The sequence below is a fragment of the Pseudomonas sp. JR33AA genome, from assembly GCF_021378985.1.
GTDB lineage: Bacteria > Pseudomonadota > Gammaproteobacteria > Pseudomonadales > Pseudomonadaceae > Aquipseudomonas > Aquipseudomonas alloputida.
Map to the genome: position 1 here is coordinate 114,081 of NZ_JAJSAW010000003.1, position 23,342 is coordinate 137,422.

A 23,342-nucleotide genomic window follows, 5' to 3' on the forward strand; every position below is an offset into this window, starting at 1 on the left:
TTGCCCCGCGCAGAGGCCGGATGCCTCAGCGCAACAGCGACTGGATCTGCTCGTGCAAGGTATCCAGGTCAAACGGCTTGGCCAGGATAGGTGCCTTGCGCGTGATCGGGCTGCCAGATTCGAGAATCTCTGCCGGGTAGCCGCTGATGAAAATCACCTTCAGGTCGGGCCGCAACTTCACTGCGGGCTCGGCAATGTCCACACCCGAGATCCCCCCCGGCAAACGGAAGTCTGTCACCATCAGGTCCAGGTGTGGTTTGCTCGCCAGGATGGCAAACGCCTGCTCGCCATCTTCGGCCACCAGGACGTGGTACCCCTCGCCCGCCAGGTAGTCGCGCAAAATCATGCGAATCGCGGGTTCATCCTCGACGACCAGAACCACATCTTGTGCATCTTCACTCATGTTAACGCCTTGAAATACTTAAAGTTGGCCATCAGACCCCAGGCTTACACAGAGGTTGCCCGTGCCTGGTCCTTTTGTTCTTTGGGTATTGCCAACGGCAATTGCAGGGTGAATGTGGCACCCTTGCCCTCCTCGCTTTCAACCTGTATCCGGCCACCGTGCGCCTGGACAATCTGCTCGGAGATGTACAACCCCAGGCCCAACCCTCCGCTGGCCTGCTGGGCAGAGACCCGCTCGAACTGCTGGAAGATCCGCTGCTGGTTGGCGACGCTGATACCGATGCCGTGGTCCTGCACCTGCACCCAGGCCATGCCGCCCTGCTCGAACACCCGTACCTGCACCGGATTGCCCTCGCCGTAACGCAATGCATTGGACAACAGGTTGGCCACTACTTGTTCAATCCGGAATTCGTCCCACTCACCCTTCAGCGCGTCGCAACGCTGCAATTCGATGTGTATTTCCAGGGCCAGGGCCTGCGCCGTGAAGTTTTCCACCAGCCCACGCACCAGTTGGCCCAGGTCAAACAGTTTAGGCCGCAGCGACAGTTTACCGGTACGAATGCGCGAAACATCGAGCATGTCCTCGACCAACCGGATCAGGCTGTTGATCTGCCGTTCGTCGCGCTCGACCATGGCCTGCAGCTTGTCGACACTGAAGGCGTCCAGATTGCCCCGTGCGAGGTGCATCTTGCGCAACTGGGTTTCCAGGATCAGGCCATTGAGCGGCGTACGCACCTCGTGGGAGACGATCGACATGAAGTCGTCACGCATGCGCACGGCGCGCTCCAGCTCACAGCGTGCCACCTGCAGCTGGCTGAGCAGCAGCTCCTGTTCCTGGCGGCTCTGCTCCAGGGCTTCCAGCTGCCGGCCAAGCACCTTGCGCTGGCGGAACAGGTCGACGAATACCGAGACCTTGCTTTTCACCGCCAGGGTGTCGAGCGGCTTGTGGAGAAAGTCCACCGCCCCGCTCTCGTAGCCTTTGAAGGCATAATTCATCTCGCGGCCCGCCGCGCTGACAAAGACGATCGGGATGTGCTTGGTCTTGTCCGTACCGCGCATCAGCTCGGCCAGTTCGAAACCGTTCATGCCCGGCATCTGCACATCGAGAATGGCCAGTGCGAACTCGTGCTCGAGCAGCAACGACAACGCAGCCTCGGCAGACTGTGCCTTGTGCACCTCGCGGTCCTCGCCCTGGATCAGGGCATCGAGCGCCAGCAGGTTTTCCGGCAAGTCGTCGACAATCAGCAGTTTGGCGATGGTGTGGCTTAGCATGCGCTGTATTCCAGGGTGGCGAGCAACTGCCCGATACCGCTCAGAGTAAGAATATGGTCGGGCTGGTGCAGGGCCAGGGCGGCCTCCGGCATCAGGGCGACCTGTGCGTCACGAGGGTCCTGGACAATCGTGCGCCCCCCATTGTTCTTGATGTAGGCAAGGCCCCTGGCGCCGTCTTCGTTGGCGCCGGTAAGCAGCACGCCCAGCAGGCTGTCGCCATAGGTATCGGCCGCCGAGATGAACAGGAAATCGATCGCTGGGCGCGAGAAATGCACCGGTTCTTCCTGGCTCAGCGACAGCGTCAGGTCGCGCTCCACCGACAAGTGGTAACCCGGCCCCGCCACATAGATCTGGCCGCTGCTGATCCTCTCCTTGTCACGTGCCTCGCACACCGGCCGATGCAGCCGCCGCTGCAGCACGCCGGCCAGCTGGCTGTGGCGATCGTCCGGCAGGTGCAGCACGCAGAGCACCGGTATGGCAAACGCCGATGGCAGCGCGCCGAGCACCTGGAACAATGCCGCCACGCCACCTGCCGAGGCGCCGATCACCACTGCACGTACGCCACTCATGATTTACGGAAGATCCGTTGGGGCTTGACCAGCGGCTCGAAACGTTCGCTGTAGGCCGAAAAGTCCACCGACTCCTTGCTACCCAGCACCAGGAAACCGCGGTGGCAGAGTGACTCATGGAACAGACCAAGCGCCCGATCCTGCAGGTCCTTGTTGAAGTAGATCAGCACATTGCGGCATGACACCAGTTGGGTCTCGGAGAACACGCTGTCGGTGGCCAGGCTGTGGTCGGCGAAGGTGACGTTGTCGCGCAGGCTGCTGTCCATGATGGCGTTGCCATAGGCGGCGGTGTAGTACTCGGCGAAGTCTCGCCGGCCACCGGCCAGGCGGTAGTTCTCCTCGTACTCGCGCATGCTCTGCATCGAGTAGATACCCTGCTTGGCCCTGTCCAGCGAATGCGGGTTGATGTCGGTGGCGTAGATGATGGTGCGCTCAAGCAGCCCTTCCTCACGTAACAGGATGGCCATGGAATACACCTCTTCCCCCGTGCTGCAGCCGGCGATCCAGACCTTGATCGAGGGCCAGGTACGCAGCAGCGGCACCACTTCGTTGCGCACGGCAAGGAAGTGGTCAGGGTCACGGAACATCTCGCTGACCGGGATCGTCAGGTACTGCAGCAACTGCATGAACATGCCCGGGTCGTACAGCACACGCTCCTGCAGGGCAGACACCGTCATGCAATCGAACTGACGCAGCGCATGGAGGATCCGGCGCTTGATCGAAGCGCCGGAATAGTTGCGGAAATCGTAGCTGTACTTGAGGTAGATCGCCTCGATCAGCAGCCGGATCTCGATGTCGGTGTTGCGTTCGCTAGTCAAATTCGCTCCAGTTGCGGCAGCCAGACACGGATCAACGAGAACAGGCGGTCCAGGTCGATCGGCTTGGCCAGGTAATCATTGGCACCGGCTTGCAGGCAACGCTGCTGGTCATCCTTCATGGCCTTGGCGGTCACGGCGATGATCGGCAGTTTGCGCCAGCGCGGTTGCTGGCGGATCAGCCGGGTGGCCTCGAAGCCGTCCATCTCCGGCATCATCACGTCCATCAGCACCAGGTCGATGTCGTCGTGCTGCTCCAGGCGCTCGATCGCTTCGCGCCCGTTGCGGCCGATTTCGACAATGGCGCCCTTGTGCTCCAGGGCACTGGTCAGGGCGAAAATATTACGCACATCGTCGTCCACCAGCAGCACCTTGCGGCCCTCGAACACCTTGTCGCGGCTACGCGCGGTCTTGAGCATGCGCTGACGCTCGTTGGACAGCTGCGATTCGACCTTGTGCAGGAACAGCGTCACTTCGTCGAGCAGGCGCTCCGGCGAACGTGCACCCTTGATGATGATCGAACGTGAGTACTTGAGCAGGTCTGCTTCTTCCTCGCGGGTGAGATTGCGGCCGGTATACACGATCACCGGCGGGAAGGCGCGGATATCCTCGGCGGTCATGCGCTTGAGCAGCTCGTTGCCGAGCATGTCTGGCAGCTTGAGGTCGATGATCATGCAGTCGTAGATGTTCTGGCGCAACAGTTCAAGGGCATCCTGGGCCATGGCCACGGCCGTGATCTCGACATCGTCGTCGCCGATCAGCCGGGCGATGCTCTCACGCTGCAGGTCGTCGTCTTCCACCAACAGGATATGCTTGAGCTTTTGCGTAAGCTTGGCTTCCAGGCGAGCGAATACTTCCTTGAGCTCTTCGCGGCTGGTGGGTTTGACCGCATACCCCACCGCCCCCATGTGCATGGCCGCCTCGACACGGTCTTCCACCGAAATGATGTGCACCGGGATATGGCGGGTGCTGGCCTGCTCCTTGAGGCGCTGCAGAACAGTCAGGCCCGAGTGGTCGGGCAGGCGCATGTCCAGCAGGATCGCATCCGGAATGTACTGGGCCGCCAGCTCGAAGCCTTCGTCGGCGCCATGGGCCACCAGGCAGCTATAACCCAGTTCATGGGCCAGGTCGAAGAGGATGCGGGCAAAGTTGGGCTCGTCTTCGATCACCAGAATGCAACGGTTATCGAAAGGGGCCCGCTCGCGGTCGTCGGCAAAGGCCGGCGTCGGGCGCATGACAGCGGCGGCCACCGGCGCCTGCGGTGCTGGCGGCAACGCGTCGACGGCCGGGCGCAGGCTTTGCGGGTCGACGTCTTCGGCCTCGGCGGCATAGCGCTCCGGCAGAATCAGGCTGAACACGCTGCCTTGCCCAAGGCTGCTGTCGACATTGATCTGGCCACCGAGCAAATGCGCCAGGTCACGGGAGATCGACAGCCCCAGGCCAGTGCCACCATAACGGCGATTGCTGGTGCCATCGACCTGGTGGAAGGCGCCGAAGATCGCCTGCTGCTGATCGGCCGCAATGCCGATGCCGGTGTCACGGACTGCGAACACGATACCGCTGTCAGCCTGGAAGCTGACGTTCATACTGACCTGGCCACGCTCGGTGAACTTGATGGCGTTGGACAGCAGGTTCTTGAGGATCTGCTCCAGGCGCTGACGGTCGGTGAACAGCGTGGCCGGCACCTGCGGCTCGACCTTGACCTCGAAGACCAGCCCCTTGTGACCGGCAAGCGGCTGGAACATGCCGCGCAAGCCTTCGACCAGGCGCTCGACCTGGGTGGTTTCGGGCCGTACTTCGAGCTTGCCGGCCTCGACCTTGGCGATATCGAGAATGTCGTTGATCAGGTTGAGCAGATCGTTGCCGGCCGAATAGATGGATTCGGCGAACTTGACCTGCTCCTCACTGAGGTTGCCTTCACCGTTCTCAGCCAACAACTTGGCCAGGATCAGCGAGCTGTTGAGCGGCGTGCGCAGCTCATGAGACATGTTGGCGAGGAATTCGGACTTGTACTTGCTCGATCGCTGCAGGTCGTCGGCACGGGCCTGCAGTTCCAGCTGCGCCTGGCTCAGTTCATCGTTCTTGCGGTCCAGCGCTTCGGTGCGTTCCGACAACTGTTCGTTGGTCTGCTCGAGTTCGGCCTGTTGGGTTTCCAGATGGGCCTGAGACTCCTTGAGTACCCGTGACTGCTCTTCGAGCTCTTCGTTAGCAGTCTTGAGTTCCTCCTGCTGCACCTGCAACTCTTCATTGAGTTGCTGGGTTTCGGCCAGCACCTCCTGCAGGCGCTGACGATAACGGGCACTCTCGATCGACATGCCCAGGTTACCGCCGACCCGCTCCAGCAGCTCTTCATCCCGTTCTTGCAAGGGGCGCAGGAAACCCAGCTCGATCACCCCGTTGATCTGCCCGTCTTCGGTCGCCGGCATCAGCATTGCACTGCGCGGCAAGCCGCTGCCCAGGCCGGAACTGAGGCGATAGAAGTCTTCGGGCAGATCGTCCAGGCGCAGCAGGCGGCCTTCGCGGACCGCCTGGGCCAACAGGCCATGATGGTCCGACTCGACCTGCTCGCGAGCCTGCTCTTCGGCACTCAGGCCGTAACAGGCAACGCGCACCAGCCGGCCATGCTCGTCGCGCACGTACACGGCGCCGACCACGCTGCCCAGATAAGAGGCAAAAAAGCGCAGAATATTCTCCCCAAGCATGGGCAAGGACAGTTGCCCAAGCACCTGCTGCGCCAGCTGGGTCTGGCCGTTGCGTAGCCAGGCTTGGTGCTCCAGGCGCTGCGCCGAGCGCTGCTGGGCCTGCAGGTTTTCAGCGTAGCTCGCCGAAAGTGCCAGCAGGTCACGACGGCCCAGGTAGGCCAGCAATGCACTGAGGCCGACAATGAACAGCACGAAAGCAGAAATCACCGTCACGGTGACCGCACTGACTTTTTCGTTACGGGCCATGCGCAGTTGTTGTTCGGTAATGATCAGGTCATCGAATTGCTTGCGGATTTCATCGGTGATGCGCTTGCCCCGGCCATTGCCGATCGCGGCCTGGTAATCGCCCTGGCTGCGGCGCAGGCTGATCATCTCGTTGCCGAAGTCGTTCCAGGCCTGCTGCAAGGCCATCAGCCGGTCAATACGGTCAACCTGCTGCGGGTTGTCCTCGACCATGCTGCGCAGGCTTTGCAGGCTGCCGATAATGCGTGGCTTGGCCACCTCGTAAGGGTCAAGGAAGCGCTCGTCGCCCGTGATCAGGAAGCCGCGCATGCCCGTTTCCATGTCGATCGACAGCTTGACCGTTTCGCTGGCATTGCCGATCACACGGTCGGTGTGCTCGACCCACTGCATGGCCGAAAGCAGGTAGTTGATCACCGCGACGAAGGCCACGGCCCCCAGCAGGCCAACCCCCAGGGGGAGGCCGATGTTACGGCTCAACAGCTTGCGAAAGCTTCGCGGGTCCATCGAGGCTGCTTGAATCATGAGAAAACGCCCGAGCTAGAAAAAGTCCATTGAAAAGAGTGGCCGATCAGTCGTTATTGTTATCTGCCACTGCACTGTCCTGATAAGCGAGTCTAACCAGCTTTGACAGGTCTGGCAGGGCGTTTAGCCAGTATTTGAAGGTTGCGTTCGGCGATCGTTCCATCTATTTGCATGCAGCGGTATCCTCGGGAACTTCTGATGCCGCGCGGTGCACAGATTAAAGACACTCATTTGTACAGGATTTGAACCATGCACCTTCTGGTAGTCGAAGACGACGACATCGTACGCATGCTGATGGTCGAAGTGCTCGACGAGCTGGGCTATACGGTCATCGAGGCAGAAGACGCCGCAGCCGCCCTGCGTGTACTTGAAGACCCAAGCCAGGCGCTGGCGCTGATGATGACCGATGTGGGGCTGCCCGACATGCGAGGTGAGGTATTGGCGGGTAAAGCGCGCGAACTGCGGCCGCTATTACCGGTGCTGTTCGCCAGCGGCTACGCCGACAGCCTCAATGTACCGGCGGGCATGCACCTGATCGGCAAGCCGTTCAGCATCGACCAGTTGCGGGACACGGTGGTAGGTATTCTGGGGAACCCTTGAGCACGGCGTTGCCTGTGTCGCTCGCCGAAACGGGCCTACCCGCGAAGCGGCCTGCGCAGGCAACCCACCTCACAACTCTCTGCGCAGCAGATAGGTATCCATGATCCACCCTTTGCGCGCCCGCTCCCGCTCGCGCACTTCCAGTATGCGTGCCTTCACCGCCTGCAACGGCCCGGCAATCAGCACTTCATCCTCGGTCCCCAGATACGCGCCCCAGTAGATGGTCAGCGCCGGGTCATCGAGCCTGGCAAAGACGCACTGCCCGTCGAGCATCACCACCACATTGTCGATAGTCCCCTGCCCGGCCAGGCGTCGCCCCGGTAGCACGGTCAGGGGCTCGCCGATGCGGTTGAGCGGCACCTGGTGCCGCGCCGCCAGCGCCTGCACACTGCTGATGCCAGGGATGACCTGCAAGCGCAACGTCACGCCGTGTTCGCGGACCAGGTCGAGTATACGCAGGGTGCTGTCGTACAGGGTCGGCTCGCCCCACAGCAGGAAGGCTCCCGCTTCCCCGTCGCCAATTTCCTGCTCGATCAGTCGCGCATACAGCGCAGCACGCTGCCGGTGCCAACTCTGCACTGCGCCGAGGTAGTCATCCGCGTGCACATCGCGCAAAGGGTCGACCACCGGCACCAGGCGGTAGCCACCTTCGGGGCGGTAGCGCTGCAGAATGGCCTTGCGCAGGCGTACCAGTTCATCTTTGTCGTCGCCCTTGTCGAGCACGAAGAACACGCTGGCGCTACGCAACGCATCGACTGCTTCATAGGTGACCTGGCGCGGGTCACCCGCGCCAATGCCGATCAAAAACAGGTCTTTCATTGCCCTGCCCTTTGCGGGAGCCCGCCACCATTGTCAGGCGGCTGCCGGTATTTGGCAAAGCAGCCGCTTAGAAGATCGAGAAGTTGTAGCTGACAATGACCCGCGTCTCATCCATGTCACGCGCCCACCGTTCATAGTTGCTGCGGTAAGTGGAATTACGCAGGCGTACGCTGACATCCTTGAAAGAGCCACTTTGTACCTGGTACTTGAACTCGGTGTCGCGTTCCCACTCCTTGCCTTCGGCACCGCTGCCCGGCACCTTGATATTGTCGCCGTTGATGTAACGGGTGAAGAAGGTCAGGCCGGGTACACCCAGTGCCTTGAAGTCGTAGTCATAGCGCACTTGCCAGGAGCGCTCCTGTGCAGCGGCGAAATCGTTGACCTGGGCATAGTTGACCAGGTACGGGTTGCTACCATCCAGGTAGGGCATGGCGCTGTTGCCATACATGCGCTGCCAGCCGGCGCTGAGCTTGTGGCCACCGAGGCTGTAGCCAAGCATGCCGCTGAAGGCGCGGTGGTCGATTTCACCCGCACGGGCATTGCCGATGTCATCACTCTTGATCAGACGCACATCAGCCGACAGGCTACCCACCGGCAGCGGCTGACTGGCCACCAGGCCGAGGAAGTGCTGACGGTAGATATTCTCCAGTTTGGCCACTTGATACTGGGCGCTGAAACGCTCGTTGAAACGGTAGTCGACACCGGCCAGGTCGAAGTGGTCGGCTTCGGTATCGCACGCATAACGCTTGTTCTTGCAGTGCACGCGGATGTCCTGGCGATCGGTGGAATCCCGAGCGGTGTAGTTGTCCAGGCGAGCCAGGGTGAACTTCAGGTCGTGCAGTTCTTCAGAGGTGAGCATGGCACCCTGGAACAGGGTAGGCAGCAAACGACCATCGTTGTACTTGAGCAACGGCACATCCGGCATCATTGAACCGTACTTGAACACGGTATTGGAGACCTTGACCTTGGCCGCCAGGCCCATCTTCGCATACTGGTCGGCCGAGTGCCGGGGGGCGTGGCCAGACGAGGGCAGCAATCCACTGTTACTGTCGGCCGGGCTGGAATCCAGTTTGAAGCCGAACATGCCCAGCGCATCCACACCAACGCCTACCGGGCCTTGCGTATAACCCGATTGCACATTGAGGATGAAACCTTGTGCCCACTCTTCGCGCTTGGATGCGCCCTGGCTGGAACTGCTGTAACCGTCCCGGAAGTCCCGGTTGAAATAGACATTGCGTGCTTCGATCTTGGCACTGCCGTCTTCAAGAAACCCAGCAGCCTGGGCGTTGACACCGGCACACAATAGAAACAGGCCGGTAACACGGCGCCCGGGGGCGAGGGGGAAAGGGGAAAACATGCGAGGTAACATCCAGAATGAAGACGAGTTAACAACCTGTGGCACGGGTTGGCCACGGCACTGCGGCAGGCCAGAATATGAGTCGACCATCATCTGAAATGATCGCGCAAAGGCTCTGGCGCGGGCCATTGGACCATGGTCTAGGCCCCCTGCCGTGCAACCGCAAAAAAAACGCAAAATACTGCACGCAAAACTAGGAAAGTTCCCGACTTACTTGCAAAAAGTTAGCAGTTTACCCGGTAGCCATGAATGACTACACTCGATATCAGCGAACAGTGGAACCCACCTGCGTGGCCGGCGTTTTTACTCTTCTTCAATGTTCGTCACGCCCTGCCACGACCGACGTACAGGAGTGATTACAGTGTCCAGACTTGCAGAGTTTCGTGCTGCCGAAAAAGCGCTCCAGGAACAGATGGCGCAACTGGAAGCGTTGAAAAAGGATGCCGGCCTCAAACGCGAAATCGAATTCGAGCAGAAACTAGTCGGCCTGATGAAAAGCTATGACAAGAGCCTGCGCGATATCATCGCCATCCTCGACCCGAAGGCTGTGGCCCGTGCGTCCAGCACACCCCCCAAGCAACAACGCCGCCCACGGGTGGTCAAGGTCTATCACAACCCGCACACCGGCGAGCGAATCGAGACCAAAGGCGGCAACCACCGCGGCCTCAAGGCCTGGAAAGAACAATATGGGGCCGCCACGGTAGAAAGCTGGGTACGCTGATGAAATGCCCACAAAGGCTTCACGCTTTTTTCACAAGCAGTGGCTCAGTATCGAAACAGCTAAAGGATTAGCGACCCCATCACGCGCCCGCACATGCGGGCCTCTAATTTCAGCGCCCTGCCTTTGCAGGGCGCTTTCATTTGCGCAATCGGCGCACTGCCGTATCATGGCCAGCCTGTCTGTTTTGCCGGCGCCCTGCGCCCGGCCCCGTCTCAGGAGTTCCCATGAGCCTGCACGATCTGCAAACCCTGCCTGGCGTCACCGCACAACCTGACGCCGCCACCGCCCAGTTCGTCTTCAACCACACCATGTTGCGGGTCAAGGACATCAAGAAGTCGCTGGACTTCTACACCCGTGTGCTGGGCTTCCGCCTGGTGGACAAGCGTGACTTCCCTGAAGCCGCTTTCAGCCTGTACTTCCTGGCCCTTGTCGACCCGGCACAGATCCCCGCTGATGACACCGCCCGCCACCAGTGGATGAAGTCGATCCCTGGTGTGCTGGAGCTGACCCACAACCATGGCACCGAAAACGATGCCGAGTTCGCTTACCACAATGGCAACACCGAACCGCGCGGCTTTGGTCATATCTGCATTTCGGTACCCGACGTACGCGCCGCTTGCGCGCGCTTCGAGGCACTGGAAGTGCCGTTCCAGAAACGCCTGCAGGACGGGCGCATGAACCACCTGGCCTTCGTCAAGGACCCGGACGGTTATTGGGTCGAAGTGATCCAGCCAACCGAGCTCGAAGGCTGAGCGTTGATCGTGGCGCGCTCGTCGGGCCGGGAACTCCCGGCCTCTTGCTGTGGTATATGAAGGTAACTGCTTCACATGCCACAGCGAGGTAAGGACGATGCAATCTCTTCACTGTGAATACCGCGAGCACACCATCACTGCCAGCGTGATGCCACATCCCGACTCCCCCCTGCCCTATGCCGCCGGCTGCCTGATCACGGCACCTGATGGGCACACCAGCAAGCGCATGTCGATGCCCATGCAGTTCTTCTCTGACCTTGAGAATGCACAACATGTATCGCTGGCCCATGGCCGGGCACTGGTCGACAAACAGCTGGATAACGGGCACGAAGTGTTCTGATCCGGTTCTGCCTGCCCCCCTTCGCGGCTGATACCGCGAAGGGGGTAGGTGTAACTAGGTAGCCCGCGCGTATGCCACCGCCGCATCCACCTGCTCCTGCGACGGCCTTACCCCGGTGTACAGCACGAACTGCTCCAGCGCTTGCAGCGCAATGACCTCCAGCCCAGTGATCACCGGCTTGCCCAACGCCTGAGCCCGGCGAATCAGCGGCGTCTGCGCCGGCATCGCCACCACATCGAACACCCGCTCCGCCGCCGCGATGGCGTGCTCGGGAAACGCCAGCTCTTCTGCCTCTTGCCCGCCTGCCATACCGACCGGCGTCACGTTCACCAGCATCGGCGGGCAGAGGTCGCCGAGCTCAGGCTCCCAGCGATAACCACAGACATCCGCCAACTGACGCCCGGCCTGCTCGTTGCGTGCAACGATGATGCCTTCGGCAAACCCGGCATCGCGCAAGGCGCTGGCCACGGCCTTGGCCATGCCACCGCTGCCTCGCAGGGCAAAGGCAGTGCCCGGATCGACCTGATGCTGCACCAGCAATTGGCGCACGGCCAGGTAATCGGTGTTGTAAGCCTTCAGGTGACCATTGCAATTGACAAGGGTATTGACCGACTCGATGGCCGCCGCCGAGGGGTCGATTTCGTCGACCAAGGCCATGCAGGCTTCCTTGTACGGCATCGACACCCCGCAGCCGCGAATACCCAAGGCGCGGATCCCTGCCACCGCCGCTGGCAGGTCATCGGTGCGCATGGCCTTATAGTAGAAATCCAGGCCCAACTGCTGGTAGAGGTGGTTGTGAAAGCGCACGCCGAAGGTGCCGGGGCGACCGGCCAGCGAGATGCAAAGCACGGTGTCCCGGCTTGGAGTTGTCGGCATAACAGGCTCCTTGGTCATGACTGAAACGTTTATTCAGCTTACCAGGGTGAACCACTGGTCGCCCCTTACACAACCTTTACCGTTCCCCTGTGCGCAGCTGACAGAGACCGGAGTCATAGTAACAGGGCCCCGGACGTGGGGTTTTCCTGCGAGGTTGTTTTATGAACCGTCTCATTCCCGGAATCGTCCTGCTGGTCGGTGCCTTGGCCGTCAGCGGGCCTGCAGCAGCTCACGGCGGCTATGGCGGCCATGGGCACGGTGGTTGGTATGGGCCGGGCCCACTGCTGGGTGCGGCAGTGGTCGGCGCCGTGGTAGGGGCGACGGTTTATGGCGGCCATGACCGTACAGTGTATGTCGAACGCCAGCCGGTCTATTACGCGCCGCCGCCGGTGTACGTACAACCGCCACCCCAGCCGGTGTACTACCAGCCCTACTACGCACCACCCCCTCCGCCGCCGGGCTACCGCACCTACTATGGGCCGCCACCGGTGTACTACGGGCCACCGCGCTGGTAACGGTTGATAGGAGCAATGATCACTATCGAGGAAGTTGATTTCAAACAACCCCGGCTGCTGCGTATGGTAGGGCCATGTTTCACAGGAGGTCCCCATGGCCACTATTCAGATCATGTCCGTTGTCGGCAGCGCCGTTCCCACCCCACTGCGTGAGCAGGGCCTTCTGGCGTGCTGGTACCTGGTTCGCAACGGCGAAGCCGTGAGCGGCCCGATGCCGACGCTCGCCTCAGCCCGGGCACTGGCCGAACAGTTGCAACCAGGTACGCTGGTTGCCTGAACCGAATTTGTTGTGCGTTGCTCCCTACGCCCTTGTTGCCCGCCATTATGGCGGGCTTTTTTTCTTCACGGATTGCCCGGGCTGCCATTTCCTGTTTGGCCGCTACTGCCCAACTTGGTCAGCACCATGACCTTGCCTTGCAGCCGCCCTACTGTCATCACCAGCTCGTTTCGTTCCTTGGCGAGCAGTTCAGCTTTTGCCTGCGCCTCCCTTCGGGCATCCCGTTCGATGTCCAGCAGCGTTGTAAGGTGGTGGATGACGGCTATTTCTGCATTGTCCATCGCGCGGTCGACTGCATCCCTCGACAACCATTTACGTAGCCATAGAAACGCACCCAGCAGTAAAGTCCCCGTACCGCCCAGCCAAGTGACGGTGCCCGGGCCGAGGTCGGTCGGATCCATGTGAACCTCATTACAAATGATGATGTGATCAGCCCTGGAGAAAATGTCTCGTCAGCTTTCCTTGTTCGTGCGCTTAATTTAGCCTACAGCTAACTACACCACAAGAGCAGATTTAGCCATGCGCACATTTAGCAGCGAGCTAAACACTGGCATGCTTCTCCCCATGGACATCTACCAAATTCGCAAACACAACCTGGTGAAACTGATCGGCAGCCAGAGAAAGGGGACCTGCGCAGAGCGCTGGGGGATGGCGCCTGCGCACCTGAGCCAGATCCTTTCCGACAAGACCGTGAAAAACCTGGGCGATGACGTGGCCCGCCGCATCGAGGGTATCGAAGGCTTGCCACGGGGTTGGTTCGACGCTCTATCGCCAGGCGAACACGCGCAAGCGGCTGTCGAGCCAGGTGACAACAAGCTCTCCGCAGCTGACCTGGTCCAACAGATGCTTGCCCGAAGCGGCAAAGGTATCTCTGAAGAAACCCGGCAAAGGCTGCTGGCCGCTGCGCAAGAGCCTGCAGATGCCACGCTGCTGAAAGCCGAGCCGCTTCGCCCCGGCTTGGTCGGTGACGAAGTGTGGATTGCACACTATGACGTGCGGGCAGCCATGGGCGGCGGCCAGATCCCCCATGACTACCCCGAGATGTTCAAGGACGTTCGCGTCAGCCCCAGCCATCTGCGTGAGCTGGGCGTGGAGTTCAGCGAGCACCATCACCTGAAGATGGTGACCGGCTGGGGCCAGTCGATGGAGCCGACCATCAGGCACCGCGACCCGCTGATCGTCGACGTCAGCATCCGCGAATTCGTCGGCGATGGCATCTACTTCTTTTCCTGGGGCGACCACATCTACATCAAGCGGCTACAGATCGCGGACGAGGACCACTTCGAGATGATCTCCGACAACTCGCGGCACAAAGACCGCATGATTCGTCGCGAAGAGACCTACATACAGGCCAGGGTCCTGCTGGTGTGGAATGCCCACCTGGTATAAACCGAAGCCCGCCCTGACCGGCGGGCTTTTGCTGACACTCAAAAAGGTGCCGCCTCCTCGATCTGCTGTTCGCAGTCGCGCTCGACGATAAAATCATCACGCTCTTCCACGCTACTGCGCGCCCATCGCACCGTTACGCTAGCGTCATCATTGAACGTCAGCTGCAACTCGGGCGTTTCCAGCAGTTGGCCCATCACCTCCTCCCATTCCGCTTCACCGTCGGTATCCAGACGATGCACCACCACCCAGCGCTGCGTCTGTGCGAGCGGGTGGTTGATCATTGACGATACCCGCAGGCTAAGCCGCTCTATTCCGGTCATTTCCTGGCGCAGTTGGAGTTCCGACTTTATGTGGCTAGCCATATTTTCATCCTGATAGCTGTATGCTTGTACAGTACTCAGCAAAAGCTTATCCCACTGCCAAATCCTGCGTAAAGCCCTCAATAGGGAAAATTTCGCCAGCAGGTAATTTCCCGTAAAGCGAAATCAATTTAGCCGTAAGCTATTGACGTTGATTTAGCTAGTGGCTAATTTTGTATTCAGCCGACACTTGCACGGCTGCTCTGTCACTCAAACCTTTTTGTCGGGAGTTCCCCATGGCCGTAGATATCAGCCACCTCACCATTGCCACGCCGGTACCCGTCTCCTCAACCAACCCCGTTGCTCTGGAGCTAATCGGTGCTGAGGCGATTGCACGCTTTCCCAGCATCGTGACGGTGCTTGGCGATGGCTCGATCCAGTTCTCAGCCCCAACCAAAGGTGCTTCGAGCAAAAGCACCCACAGGACACGCTGCGAATGGACTGAAACGCAAGACTGGACGCTGGCCAGCGCCCAGGATCACTGGAATCACCAGACAATGACGCTGACCAAGGTCAACGCGGCGCAGAAGGTGGTCATCGCCCAGATGCACGTACGCGGGGATGACGGCCCGCCGGTAAAGGTGTTCTGGAACAAGGGCAACATCACCCTTGGGTTTCGGCGCACCTTCAACCAGACCGACCCGGTGAATTCCACAGTCCTGAAGGGGGTGCCACTGGGTGCGACATTCCACATCAGCATTCACACCACGTCTGAAGGCGTGGTAACCGTGTCGGTCGAATGCAATGGGGTATCCGCCTCGTCGGGCGATTTGCAGCTCGACAGCACCTGGGCTTCGCACCTGTTCGAGTTCCACGGCGGGGTTTACAACCAGGTCGACTACACCGACGCCACGCCTGCCGAGGATGGCTCGGTCTGCATCATCAGCGAGCTCTCGCTCATCCATCGCTGAACGACGATGCCCAGCCCTGCTATCACAAGCCTTGATTCTGTCGCATGAAAGCAAAAAACACAGCGCGGGGCTGGGCTTCTATCAGGTGGGGCTGAACAGCGCCTTTTTGCCAGCCGTGAGGGATGAAGAACGGGCAAAGGATTAAATTTCGTTCACCTTGCGCCCTTTAGGCATAAGGCATTCGACAGCAATTCAGCCATACTCCAGAATGCATCGGTTTTTAGGGGGAAAACCCTTGCACAGCCAACGACATACCAACTTTTAGTGAGCCTCAACGTGAAAACATCCCTGTCCATCCTCAGCCTGCTGCTGTTGCTCACAGGTACTGCGACCCTTCCGTCGACCGCTGCTGCACAACCCCCGGCTCAGGTTCAACGTGACCCATCCAAACTGCACCTGGCTTCGGGCAGTGCTCTGCTGATCGACCTGAACAGCAACCAGGAGCTGTATTCAAGCCATGCCGACCGCGTAGTGCCAATCGCTTCGGTGACCAAACTGATGACGGCGATGGTGGTGCTGGATGCCAAGCTGCCCATGGATGAAATGCTCACCATGACCATTGCCAACAACCCGGAAATGAAAGGCGTGTACTCGCGCGTGCGTCTGGGCAGCCAGCTGGACCGCCGCGAAACCCTGCTGATTACCCTGATGTCCTCGGAAAACCGTGCGGCCAATAGCCTGGCCAACGCCTACCCCGGCGGCTATCCGGCGTTCATCAAGGCCATGAATGCCAAAGCCCGCAGCCTGGGAATGGCCCACACCCGCTATGTTGAGCCGACCGGCCTGTCGACGCAGAACGTATCCACTGCCCGCGACCTGGCCAAGCTGCTGATAGCCTCGCGCAAGTACCCCATGCTGAGCGAACTGTCGACTACCCGCGAAAAGACCGTCGCCTTCCGCAAGCCCAACTACACCCTGGGCTTCCGTAACACCGACCACCTGGTGAACAAAAGCAACTGGGATATCAAGCTGACCAAGACCGGCTTCACCAACGAGGCCGGGCACTGCCTGGTACTGCTGACCCGCATGGATAACCGCCCGGTGGCCATGGTCATTCTCGATGCCTTCGGCAAGTACACCCACTTCGCCGATGCCAGCCGCATGCGTCAATGGCTGGAAACCGGTGCCGCCAAGCCGGCACCGGCAGTGGCCATGCAGTACAAGGCCGACCGGCAGAACAAGGGGCGATTGGCGGCCGAATGACCGCCATTTCCTGGAACGTGCGGGCTTATCCGCGAAACAGACAACGCGGTGGATACCTCGGGCTTCGCCCGGTCACCCATGTGTGCCTCCCGATCAGGTAGGAATGGGTTTACCCGCGAATACGATAGCGGCGGCAACGGTGAACGGCGGGTGGATATTGGCCAGCTGGGCCGGCCCTTTCGCGGGTGAACCCGCTCCTGCGACGGGCTGTGTCCAACCCGCGATGTGTGTCCACACAGGGGTAGGTTAAACACGTCCGCTCGCCAGCCCTCCCGCTAAGCGTAACTCGCCATTCCGAACCAGTGCCCTCCATCCCTAGCAGCCGATCCTCGCTCCTTTGCAACCATTGTGGCTACGAATGACCTAAAGCGAAGACAGCGGCGTCGGAATATCGGCTCAATCTAGTTTGAGTGTCTGCGGGTGGTTACCTTCTGTCAGACGCAAGCAACGCTGTGCTCGAAGGATCCACTAACAAGTACTACGACGAGGATTGGGTTCGATGTTACAGAGGGTTCTGCTGGTTGAAGACGATGAAATCCTGCGCTGGCTGATGGCCGAAGCTGTGGCGCACTTCGGCTATCAGGTCGTCGAGTGCAGCAATGCCGACGATGCCCTTCGTGAGTTCAACGCCGAGTCGTTTGTTCTGGTCATCACTGACGTGAGCATGCCGGGCTCGATTGATGGGCTCGGGCTAGCCAAAACGATCTGGTCAACCAATCGCCGCTTGCCGGTAATAATCGTCTCTGGGCACACCGTTTTACCACCTGGCTCTCTTCCTGGGAATGCCAGGTTCATCACCAAGCCGTGCACCCTGGATGTGCTCAGTCATACCATCAGTGAATTGCTTGCGCATGATCAGCCTGGTGACCGCCCGGGGCATCCGTAGCGCTTGAAAAAGTCGCTGCACGCTTGGAGACAGAGGAGAGACTCGTGATCCCCCCCTCAGCGGCCGAGTGTCAAATTAAGCAGATGTAAAAAAAGATTTCTGAGCAGCTCCGGGGTCAACTGGTTAGTACAACGCATCCCAGAGGAAAAGCATCATGAAATTCGCGCGTTTCTGCCAGTGGCTGTCCAACCATGCCGGCAGGCCGAGTACCTTTCTCATCGCCATCGTACTCATCGCGATGTGGGGGGCCTCGGGGCCCTGGTTTCACTACAACGATACGTGGCAGCTCATCATCAACACTTCTACAACCATCATTACCTTCCTGATGGTTTTCTTGATTCAGAACACTCAGAACCGGGACAACGACATCATCCACGTCAAGCTGGACGAGCTCATCCGCGCAACGAAATCCGCCGAGCGATCCGTCCTCGACCTTGAGGCGCTGGACAGCGAGCAGTTGCATACGCTGCGTAAGGAATATCGAGCGATGGGCGAACAGTGTGATGAGAAAGCGCCCTTCCCGAGCGGCAATGTCGATGCCGATGTCCCCACTTGCAGCGCGAGCGAAGATGCCAATAAGGTGAAGTGAAACCTCTTTCAGCCACAGAGCTGAATTTTCAAAGCAAAGCGATAGTCCCAGGGCTTGGCGCCCGAGGGTGAGCATGAAACGGTACAGGATTGGGTTTGGGGCTGTTTATCGCGGCACAAATTGTCGCAAGCGATGGTGGGCAACTTAATGTCAGGTCCTCGGAGGATGCTGGGACACGCTTCTGGGTGGCGATTCCCGTGTAGTGGGCATGTCGAGCGACGCGGCCGCTTCGCGCATAAAGATCTCAACTGTTTTCGGGCCAATCCCCTCGAAGCTCAAAAGCCATCTCTGGAGCGCCGGATAATCCATCTGTCCCGCCCTCAAGGTATTCAGTTGAGCATTCAGCTCCCGAGACAGACGTGCGCCCAGTGTATGCAGTCGTCTCGCTGTCGACTCGTCGTACCGTGCGTAGCCTGCCTGACCCAGGAAGCTGACGAGATCCCGATGGCAACACCCGGCCAACCTTTCCGGTGTATCCAGCCCGTGGCGTTCTACCAGATTGCGGTAGGCCTCGACGGCGACCGTTGAGCGAATTCTCTTCCCGATGAGAAAGCTCGCAAGCAGCCACTTGAACCAGCCGTGGCTGCTCGAGTCGGTGACTTCAATGCCAAGGTCAGCCGCAGTAATCGGAATCACCCCTTCGAACGCCTCGGATCAGCAGTGCGCGGATAGGTGCGCTCTTCCTCGATGGAGCCATCTGCCTTGTGGATTTTCACCGATCCGGTTTTACCGTTAAAGAAATCAGCCAGTGAGCTGACCAGCTCCTGCTTCGTGGCGGCACGCTTAGAAGCGCGTTCGGCACCGACCTTTTTCAGTTCCCACCCCTCATCCGTTGGGCTCAGATGGTAGTTGTCCATTGCGTTGCTCCTCGGGTCTAGATGGAATCTGCGTCATCCTGGGTGTCTTTCTCGGCCTCGGCAGCATCTGTTGCGTCGGCATCATTCAGAGGTGGTGAGGTGGGCTTTTCCGGATCGTTGATGAACGGGACACCGCTGGGGCCTTGCTCTTCCAAGCCTTCAGTTGTCGGTTGCATGGTGGATCCTCCAGGTGATGGTCATTGGATAGCCGGCCTCGCCAAGTGGGTATAGACGGCGTCTTCTCGCGAGACCACGAACCCCTAATGCCCTATGTCGATCTCCTCAGAAAATCGGAGGCATAATCGTCCCCTGTCACCGCTCTGAGGTAAGCAGCGTCTGCCTCCAGACGTAGATCACGCCACTCCTGCCAAGAAATGATCCCTTGACGATCCATCTCATCGGCCTGGCGAAGCAGCTCCTCGTGATAGTCGTCCGGCGACGCCATCCGCAATGCTCTGTCCTCCAGCGTCCGAAACCACCCGGCCAGGCAATCAAGCTTGAGCAGTTGAGCTGTAGAGAGGTCTTTCTCAAAGGTTCGCATCAGGATGCCTCACACATCGATGCTCGGTTGAGTCGCCAATGCCTCAGAGGTTCAGCAGAATAGCGCCAATGGCATGGGTCTGGGACGTAGGTCGTGGTGAAATGACAAATTCGTAGAAGGCCCAGCACGTCCTTGGCTGGGCACTACTCGTTACTTCTCGAGGGCGGCGGCCTGGTTGCCGCCCTCTTCGGCAACCGCTGACAGCTTTTCGTCAGCGGCTTTTTCTTCGGCGAGCATGTCTGCCAATAGCGAGGCCGCCTCTTCCATGCCGAAGCGCTTGGCCATCGCAATCAGGGTGCCGTAGCTGGCAATCTCGTAACGCTCGACTTTCTGGCATGCCCCGATGAGCGCCGCATCAAGCACTGCACCCTTCTCGATTTCATCCAGCAGCTCTCACTGCAGGGTGTGGCTGACCACACTCTCCTCGAAGGGCTCAATGGGAAGCTTCGGGGGCAGATCGTTGGGCAGCAGGGAGCCAACGCCGAACATGCCTATAGCCATCTTTACTCGCATCGCTCGGCAAGCCAGGCGCGAGTCGGCCTCAAACTCTGCCACCGCCGCGCTCATCAAATGCTCAAAGCCGATGTCCACCTGAACCCTATCCCTTTTTCTCAAAGTGCTCATAGAGCCTCCTTCAGTCGTCACCTTTACCGTTGACCAAGCCCGAGCCGAGATCCGCGCCGGTGACCGGGTTGCTGGCTGGATCGGACATCGTCCGCAGTTTCATGGTTTCCAATAACGCCAGATCAGGGCCGGCCAGTTCCACTGAAGCGGTACCATCTCCGCCATCAACAGCTGCCGAGGGATTCTCGACGTATTCCCACTCCTCGCCTTCATTCCAAGGGCCACGCACATTCGGCTCACCCGACATGTTGAAATACTTGTTGGTAAACTCCGGCATGCCTGGAAGCTTGCCTTGAGGGAAGTTGGGCTGAATGGCGTGTAGCGCTTTTTCAAAAGAAAGCTGGTGCGCAATCTCCCGAGTCATCAGGAAGCCGAGGGCCTCTTTCACGCCTGGATCGTCCGTCACGTTCATCAGGCGCTCGTACACGATCTTCGCCCGCGCTTCGGCTGCGATGTTGGAGCGGAAATCAGCCGTAGGTTCGCCGATGGTGTCCACATAGGCCGCGCTCCAAGGCACCCCTGCGGAGTTGGTAAGGGGAGCGCCGGCACCGTAGAGGATGCTGGTGATGTGGGAGTCGTTACCGGCCCCGTTGATGGCTCGGTACAGCTCTCCCTCCTCTTCGACCCCCTCAGCAAGGCGGCCCTTGGCTCCCTTGTTAAGCATCACGATGATCGAGCCGACAACCTCCAAGTGGCTCAGCTCCTCAGTGGCGATGTCCATGAGCAGGTCTTTGCGGCCTGGATCATCCTCGGCGAGGGCCTGGGTGAAATATCGACTGGCCGCCGCCAGCTCACCCTGAGCGCCGCCGAACTGCTCCAAAAGCAAGTTGGCAAGGCCTGGATTGGGCTGAGCGACGTGCACGGTATATTGAAGACGCTTGTTATGGATAAACATATTAAGTCTCCCAACGGTTGAACCAGCACGCAAATACGTCCTGGGTCCTTTGTGGGAGTTGAGAAGAGCTCAATGGTGCAAACCGCCAAAGAACCAACAAGACGAGTGGACGCGACCTGAAAGTTCAATAAAGTTTGCCAAATAACTGCAGGCAAATAGTTTGCGCATCCTACCGTCCATCAACCCGACCGAACGACGTGAATTGAATTCAGCTCTGAATAACTTCACTACATGGAGAGCACATATGACTAAGCCTGCGGAAAATTTATTGGATTGGCTGCGCGATGCTCACGCGATGGAGCAGCAAGCCGAGAAAATGCTTAAAGCGCAAGCGGAACGGTTAGAGCATTATCCCGATCTTCGTGAGCGAATCACTCAGCACATCACAGAGACGGAAGGGCAACAACGCAAATTGGTTGAATGCATAGAGCGCTTAGGAGGGAGCACTTCGACATTGAAAGACTTAGCGGGCAAGCTCATGGCGTTCGGCCAAGCAGTGGGGGGTATGGCTATGAGCGATGAAGTGGTTAAAGGAGCGATGTCTGGATATGTGTTCGAAAATCTTGAGATCGCTTCCTACATGGTAATTATTGAAGCAGCGACTTTCGCAGGGGATGAACTCACTGCCGAGGCCTGCCGGTCGATTTTGAAAGAAGAGGTCGCCATGGCCGATTGGCTAAAAGATCACCTTCCCGAAATAACTCGGGCGTTCTTGAGCCGGTCGGCTACCCCCGGTGAAGAAGCAAAACGGTGATCAGTTATGTGAGCCGTATGTCACAACGTGCGGCTCGCAACTATCCGAGTTAAGGCACAACAATGAAAAGCACATCTGACATACGCGGCTGTCCAGGAAACCCTGGTCAGCCAGTGATGGTTGAACTTGAAGGCTCGCTACTGCGTGAATCCAGTATCGAGAATACAGCCCGCCCCCCAGGTGTCGATGTCTCATAGCCCGGCGCTGCCGCGCATCAGCGAATGCGCCAACCCCGGTTAACCGAGGATGACATTCTCGAAACAGCACGAGATAGCCAGGGGAATCAGTGGAGCAAATCAAATTGCGATTGTGGAGCGAAACGGAAAAATCCCGCTAAATTCAAAGGATTGAGTAAGCCGGCGGTTGCTACAATAGGGTTGGTGAGGCCCAACGGCGCGAACCTAAGGGATGACGAAATGTGCCAAGCTCGTTCCTCTTCTCCCATCGCAACAGCGGGCTACTTCATTCCGATCCGCGCTTTCATCTCCTGGGTGATCAATTGCTGGATGGTCGGCATACCGTCCCAATCGGCACCGATACCGGCAGTCCTTCCCTGACCCGCGCCGAAAAGACGTTGCCGGTGGTCGCACCTTTGCCGTTGCGCAGGTAGTCGATGAAGAGCGTGAGCAGCTACGCGCTTCGAGCGCATTGGGAATTTCTCCGCTCCCGATGGTTCTGGTGAGGCATTGAAGTCGCGCATCCGATTGTATTTTTCCAACCCTGGGACGCTCGGATCACCCTCCCCCGGGTCGTCCCCGCCGATCAGCTTCTGAACAAGCTCAGGGAGCGAGACGCCTTGCATGTCGGCTTCAACCGTGAGGGTCTGGACAACCATGGTGTCACGCAGCGCCGACAGCGGCTCGCCGGCCTCCAGCGCTTCCGCTTCGCTCAAGATTTTGACTTGGGCAAGCACGTCCGGGTGATTTGCCGCGAAGATCATGAAGGCCAGGGTCGTGTCGTCCATTCCAAAACCTCTCTGAGACCGTGTCTAAATTCGAGGAGGCGAAAAGGACTTCAGTTCAGCGCGAGAGCCGAATGGGCAAGGCCTGGAGCTGTTCTACTGGGATAATTCGGTGGGGTAAAAAGTGAGGTAAAAACGCGCCCGTGGAAAAATCGTCGACCAAAAAAATCCAGCCACCGCTAAGTGACTGGATTTTTTGGAGTTATTTGGTCGGGACGGAGTGATTCGAACACTCGACCCCTTGCACCCCATGCAGCGGACGAGACTAACATAACTGTATGATTTTGTTATATTTATACCATAATAACGCAGACCAAAATCCTTACTTTTCGAGCGTTTTGCAAACGAAAACACGCGGCCTCCAGCCTGGGTTTTGCGCAGCCTGAGGGTGTTACCTCTGTGGCATAAAGCGCTGAATGCATGAATGGGCGACCAGTCAGCCTTCAACCGAATGCGAGGCGCATTGGGGCCAGGCTAGGGCTGGCATCAAGAACGCTTGATCTCTAGCGCCAACATCACCATGCAGTATTTTAGGGGTGCTTGGTCGTGACAAGGGGTTAATTTCTTTGGGTCAAACGCCCCTCCGCCCCC

At 59.1% G+C, this 23,342-nt stretch carries 28 protein-coding genes and 3 pseudogenes; 14 read left to right on the forward strand and 17 right to left on the reverse strand.

The features are described from left to right. Positions 1 to 25 precede the first annotated feature (25 nt). The 5 genes from LVS58_RS06575 to LVS58_RS06595 are packed head-to-tail and all read right to left on the reverse strand — an operon-like array spanning position 26 to position 6,525. Positions 26 to 403, reverse strand: coding sequence for a response regulator (locus tag LVS58_RS06575; protein WP_003256176.1), 378 nt, complete (start codon positions 401 to 403; stop codon positions 26 to 28). 44 nt (positions 404 to 447) lie between these two features. Next, complete coding sequence (locus tag LVS58_RS06580) at positions 448 to 1,674, reverse strand: hybrid sensor histidine kinase/response regulator (RefSeq protein ID WP_233690378.1); 1,227 nt, start codon at positions 1,672 to 1,674, stop codon at positions 448 to 450. Then, positions 1,668 to 2,243 carry a chemotaxis protein CheB gene (locus tag LVS58_RS06585; RefSeq protein ID WP_233690379.1) on the reverse strand — a complete coding sequence of 192 codons (576 nt, stop codon included), beginning with the start codon at positions 2,241 to 2,243 and terminating at the stop codon, positions 1,668 to 1,670. The genes LVS58_RS06580 and LVS58_RS06585 overlap by 7 nt, the downstream gene beginning before the upstream one ends. Next, entirely contained in the window at positions 2,240 to 3,061 is an 822-nt protein-coding gene (locus LVS58_RS06590; protein ID WP_233690380.1) for a CheR family methyltransferase, read from the reverse strand. Before LVS58_RS06590 ends, LVS58_RS06585 begins: the two co-directional genes overlap by 4 nt. Continuing rightward, entirely contained in the window at positions 3,058 to 6,525 is a 3,468-nt protein-coding gene (locus LVS58_RS06595) for a response regulator (RefSeq protein ID WP_233690381.1), read from the reverse strand. Before LVS58_RS06595 ends, LVS58_RS06590 begins: the two co-directional genes overlap by 4 nt. Before the next feature lie 249 nt (positions 6,526 to 6,774). Between LVS58_RS06595 and LVS58_RS06600 the strand changes: the two genes are divergently transcribed. After that, a complete protein-coding gene (locus LVS58_RS06600; RefSeq protein WP_233690382.1) occupies positions 6,775 to 7,125 on the forward strand; it encodes a response regulator in 351 nt (116 codons plus the stop codon). 69 nt (positions 7,126 to 7,194) lie between these two features. Here the strand turns inward: LVS58_RS06600 and cobF are convergent, their stop codons facing one another. Together cobF and LVS58_RS06610 are read right to left on the reverse strand one after the other, a co-directional pair. Then, positions 7,195 to 7,944 carry a precorrin-6A synthase (deacetylating) gene (gene cobF / locus LVS58_RS06605; protein ID WP_233690383.1) on the reverse strand — a complete coding sequence of 250 codons (750 nt, stop codon included), beginning with the start codon at positions 7,942 to 7,944 and terminating at the stop codon, positions 7,195 to 7,197. Positions 7,945 to 8,011: 67 nt separating this feature from the next. Continuing rightward, the gene (locus LVS58_RS06610; protein ID WP_233690384.1) at positions 8,012 to 9,301 is read right to left on the reverse strand and encodes an OprD family porin; all 1,290 of its coding nucleotides are present in this window, start codon (positions 9,299 to 9,301) and stop codon (positions 8,012 to 8,014) included. Positions 9,302 to 9,662: 361 nt separating this feature from the next. Here LVS58_RS06610 and LVS58_RS06615 point away from each other — a divergent pair, with 361 nt between their 5' ends. The 3 genes from LVS58_RS06615 to LVS58_RS06625 all read left to right on the forward strand — a co-directional run bounded on the left by LVS58_RS06615 (position 9,663) and on the right by LVS58_RS06625 (position 11,114). Further along, positions 9,663 to 10,022 carry a histone-like nucleoid-structuring protein, MvaT/MvaU family gene (locus LVS58_RS06615; RefSeq protein ID WP_233690385.1) on the forward strand — a complete coding sequence of 120 codons (360 nt, stop codon included), beginning with the start codon at positions 9,663 to 9,665 and terminating at the stop codon, positions 10,020 to 10,022. Positions 10,023 to 10,246: 224 nt separating this feature from the next. Next, complete coding sequence (gene gloA, locus LVS58_RS06620) at positions 10,247 to 10,774, forward strand: lactoylglutathione lyase (protein WP_233690386.1); 528 nt, start codon at positions 10,247 to 10,249, stop codon at positions 10,772 to 10,774. Positions 10,775 to 10,871: 97 nt separating this feature from the next. After that, positions 10,872 to 11,114 (forward strand): hypothetical protein, encoded by a 243-nt coding sequence (locus LVS58_RS06625; protein WP_233690387.1) that lies wholly within the window; start codon positions 10,872 to 10,874, stop codon positions 11,112 to 11,114. A 54-nt stretch (positions 11,115 to 11,168) separates the two neighbouring features. Here the strand turns inward: LVS58_RS06625 and LVS58_RS06630 are convergent, their stop codons facing one another. Continuing rightward, complete coding sequence (locus tag LVS58_RS06630) at positions 11,169 to 11,990, reverse strand: shikimate 5-dehydrogenase (RefSeq protein ID WP_233690388.1); 822 nt, start codon at positions 11,988 to 11,990, stop codon at positions 11,169 to 11,171. 161 nt (positions 11,991 to 12,151) lie between these two features. On the opposite strand from LVS58_RS06630, the gene LVS58_RS06635 reads away from it, so the two are divergent. Together LVS58_RS06635 and LVS58_RS06640 are read left to right on the forward strand one after the other, a co-directional pair. Beyond that, the gene (locus tag LVS58_RS06635; protein WP_233690389.1) at positions 12,152 to 12,505 is read left to right on the forward strand and encodes a hypothetical protein; all 354 of its coding nucleotides are present in this window, start codon (positions 12,152 to 12,154) and stop codon (positions 12,503 to 12,505) included. 94 nt (positions 12,506 to 12,599) lie between these two features. Beyond that, positions 12,600 to 12,782 carry a hypothetical protein gene (locus LVS58_RS06640; protein WP_233690390.1) on the forward strand — a complete coding sequence of 61 codons (183 nt, stop codon included), beginning with the start codon at positions 12,600 to 12,602 and terminating at the stop codon, positions 12,780 to 12,782. Positions 12,783 to 12,847: 65 nt separating this feature from the next. Here the strand turns inward: LVS58_RS06640 and LVS58_RS06645 are convergent, their stop codons facing one another. Then, positions 12,848 to 13,183 carry a chemotaxis protein gene (locus tag LVS58_RS06645; RefSeq protein WP_233690391.1) on the reverse strand — a complete coding sequence of 112 codons (336 nt, stop codon included), beginning with the start codon at positions 13,181 to 13,183 and terminating at the stop codon, positions 12,848 to 12,850. Between the two features lie 163 nt (positions 13,184 to 13,346). On the opposite strand from LVS58_RS06645, the gene LVS58_RS06650 reads away from it, so the two are divergent. Continuing rightward, positions 13,347 to 14,171: a S24 family peptidase gene (locus LVS58_RS06650; RefSeq protein ID WP_233690392.1), complete on the forward strand. Its 825-nt coding sequence runs from the start codon at positions 13,347 to 13,349 to the stop codon at positions 14,169 to 14,171. 38 nt (positions 14,172 to 14,209) lie between these two features. Here the strand turns inward: LVS58_RS06650 and LVS58_RS06655 are convergent, their stop codons facing one another. Beyond that, positions 14,210 to 14,533: a DUF1654 domain-containing protein gene (locus LVS58_RS06655; RefSeq protein ID WP_233690393.1), complete on the reverse strand. Its 324-nt coding sequence runs from the start codon at positions 14,531 to 14,533 to the stop codon at positions 14,210 to 14,212. Between the two features lie 233 nt (positions 14,534 to 14,766). On the opposite strand from LVS58_RS06655, the gene LVS58_RS06660 reads away from it, so the two are divergent. From LVS58_RS06660 to LVS58_RS25090, 5 genes are all read left to right on the forward strand, one after another. Further along, positions 14,767 to 15,441, forward strand: coding sequence for a polysaccharide lyase family 7 protein (locus tag LVS58_RS06660; RefSeq protein ID WP_233690394.1), 675 nt, complete (start codon positions 14,767 to 14,769; stop codon positions 15,439 to 15,441). Between the two features lie 276 nt (positions 15,442 to 15,717). Continuing rightward, positions 15,718 to 16,644, forward strand: a complete 927-nt coding sequence (gene pbpG, locus LVS58_RS06665) for a D-alanyl-D-alanine endopeptidase (RefSeq protein WP_233690395.1) — start codon at positions 15,718 to 15,720, stop codon at positions 16,642 to 16,644. A gap of 499 nt (positions 16,645 to 17,143) precedes the next feature. Continuing rightward, entirely contained in the window at positions 17,144 to 17,530 is a 387-nt protein-coding gene (locus LVS58_RS06670) for a response regulator (RefSeq protein ID WP_233690396.1), read from the forward strand. A gap of 154 nt (positions 17,531 to 17,684) precedes the next feature. After that, positions 17,685 to 18,119: a low affinity iron permease family protein gene (locus LVS58_RS06675; protein ID WP_233690397.1), complete on the forward strand. Its 435-nt coding sequence runs from the start codon at positions 17,685 to 17,687 to the stop codon at positions 18,117 to 18,119. Positions 18,120 to 18,214: 95 nt separating this feature from the next. Beyond that, positions 18,215 to 18,322: a hypothetical protein gene (locus LVS58_RS25090; protein WP_442796441.1), complete on the forward strand. Its 108-nt coding sequence runs from the start codon at positions 18,215 to 18,217 to the stop codon at positions 18,320 to 18,322. Between the two features lie 429 nt (positions 18,323 to 18,751). Here LVS58_RS25090 and LVS58_RS06685 read toward each other — a convergent pair whose 3' ends face one another. The 6 genes and pseudogenes from LVS58_RS06685 to LVS58_RS06710 form a co-directional block, all read right to left on the reverse strand. After that, a complete protein-coding gene (locus LVS58_RS06685) occupies positions 18,752 to 18,976 on the reverse strand; it encodes a DUF2188 domain-containing protein (RefSeq protein WP_233690399.1) in 225 nt (74 codons plus the stop codon). A 17-nt stretch (positions 18,977 to 18,993) separates the two neighbouring features. Continuing rightward, positions 18,994 to 19,152 (reverse strand): hypothetical protein, encoded by a 159-nt coding sequence (locus tag LVS58_RS06690; protein ID WP_233690400.1) that lies wholly within the window; start codon positions 19,150 to 19,152, stop codon positions 18,994 to 18,996. A 92-nt stretch (positions 19,153 to 19,244) separates the two neighbouring features. Continuing rightward, positions 19,245 to 19,517 (reverse strand): hypothetical protein, encoded by a 273-nt coding sequence (locus LVS58_RS06695; protein WP_233690401.1) that lies wholly within the window; start codon positions 19,515 to 19,517, stop codon positions 19,245 to 19,247. 150 nt (positions 19,518 to 19,667) lie between these two features. Then, a pseudogene (locus tag LVS58_RS06700) lies at positions 19,668 to 19,910 on the reverse strand (YciE/YciF ferroxidase family protein); the annotation flags it as partial. Further along, a complete protein-coding gene (locus tag LVS58_RS06705; RefSeq protein WP_233690402.1) occupies positions 19,911 to 20,141 on the reverse strand; it encodes a hypothetical protein in 231 nt (76 codons plus the stop codon). Positions 20,142 to 20,151: 10 nt separating this feature from the next. Beyond that, a complete protein-coding gene (locus tag LVS58_RS06710) occupies positions 20,152 to 21,036 on the reverse strand; it encodes a manganese catalase family protein (RefSeq protein ID WP_233690403.1) in 885 nt (294 codons plus the stop codon). A gap of 244 nt (positions 21,037 to 21,280) precedes the next feature. Here LVS58_RS06710 and LVS58_RS06715 point away from each other — a divergent pair, with 244 nt between their 5' ends. Further along, positions 21,281 to 21,790 (forward strand): ferritin-like domain-containing protein, encoded by a 510-nt coding sequence (locus tag LVS58_RS06715; protein WP_233690404.1) that lies wholly within the window; start codon positions 21,281 to 21,283, stop codon positions 21,788 to 21,790. 200 nt (positions 21,791 to 21,990) lie between these two features. Next, positions 21,991 to 22,141: pseudogene (locus tag LVS58_RS25225) on the forward strand (DUF421 domain-containing protein); the annotation flags it as partial. 174 nt (positions 22,142 to 22,315) lie between these two features. Here the strand turns inward: LVS58_RS25225 and ligD are convergent. Further along, positions 22,316 to 22,411, reverse strand: a pseudogene (ligD, locus tag LVS58_RS25095) (non-homologous end-joining DNA ligase LigD); the annotation flags it as partial. Positions 22,412 to 23,342 lie beyond the last annotated feature (931 nt).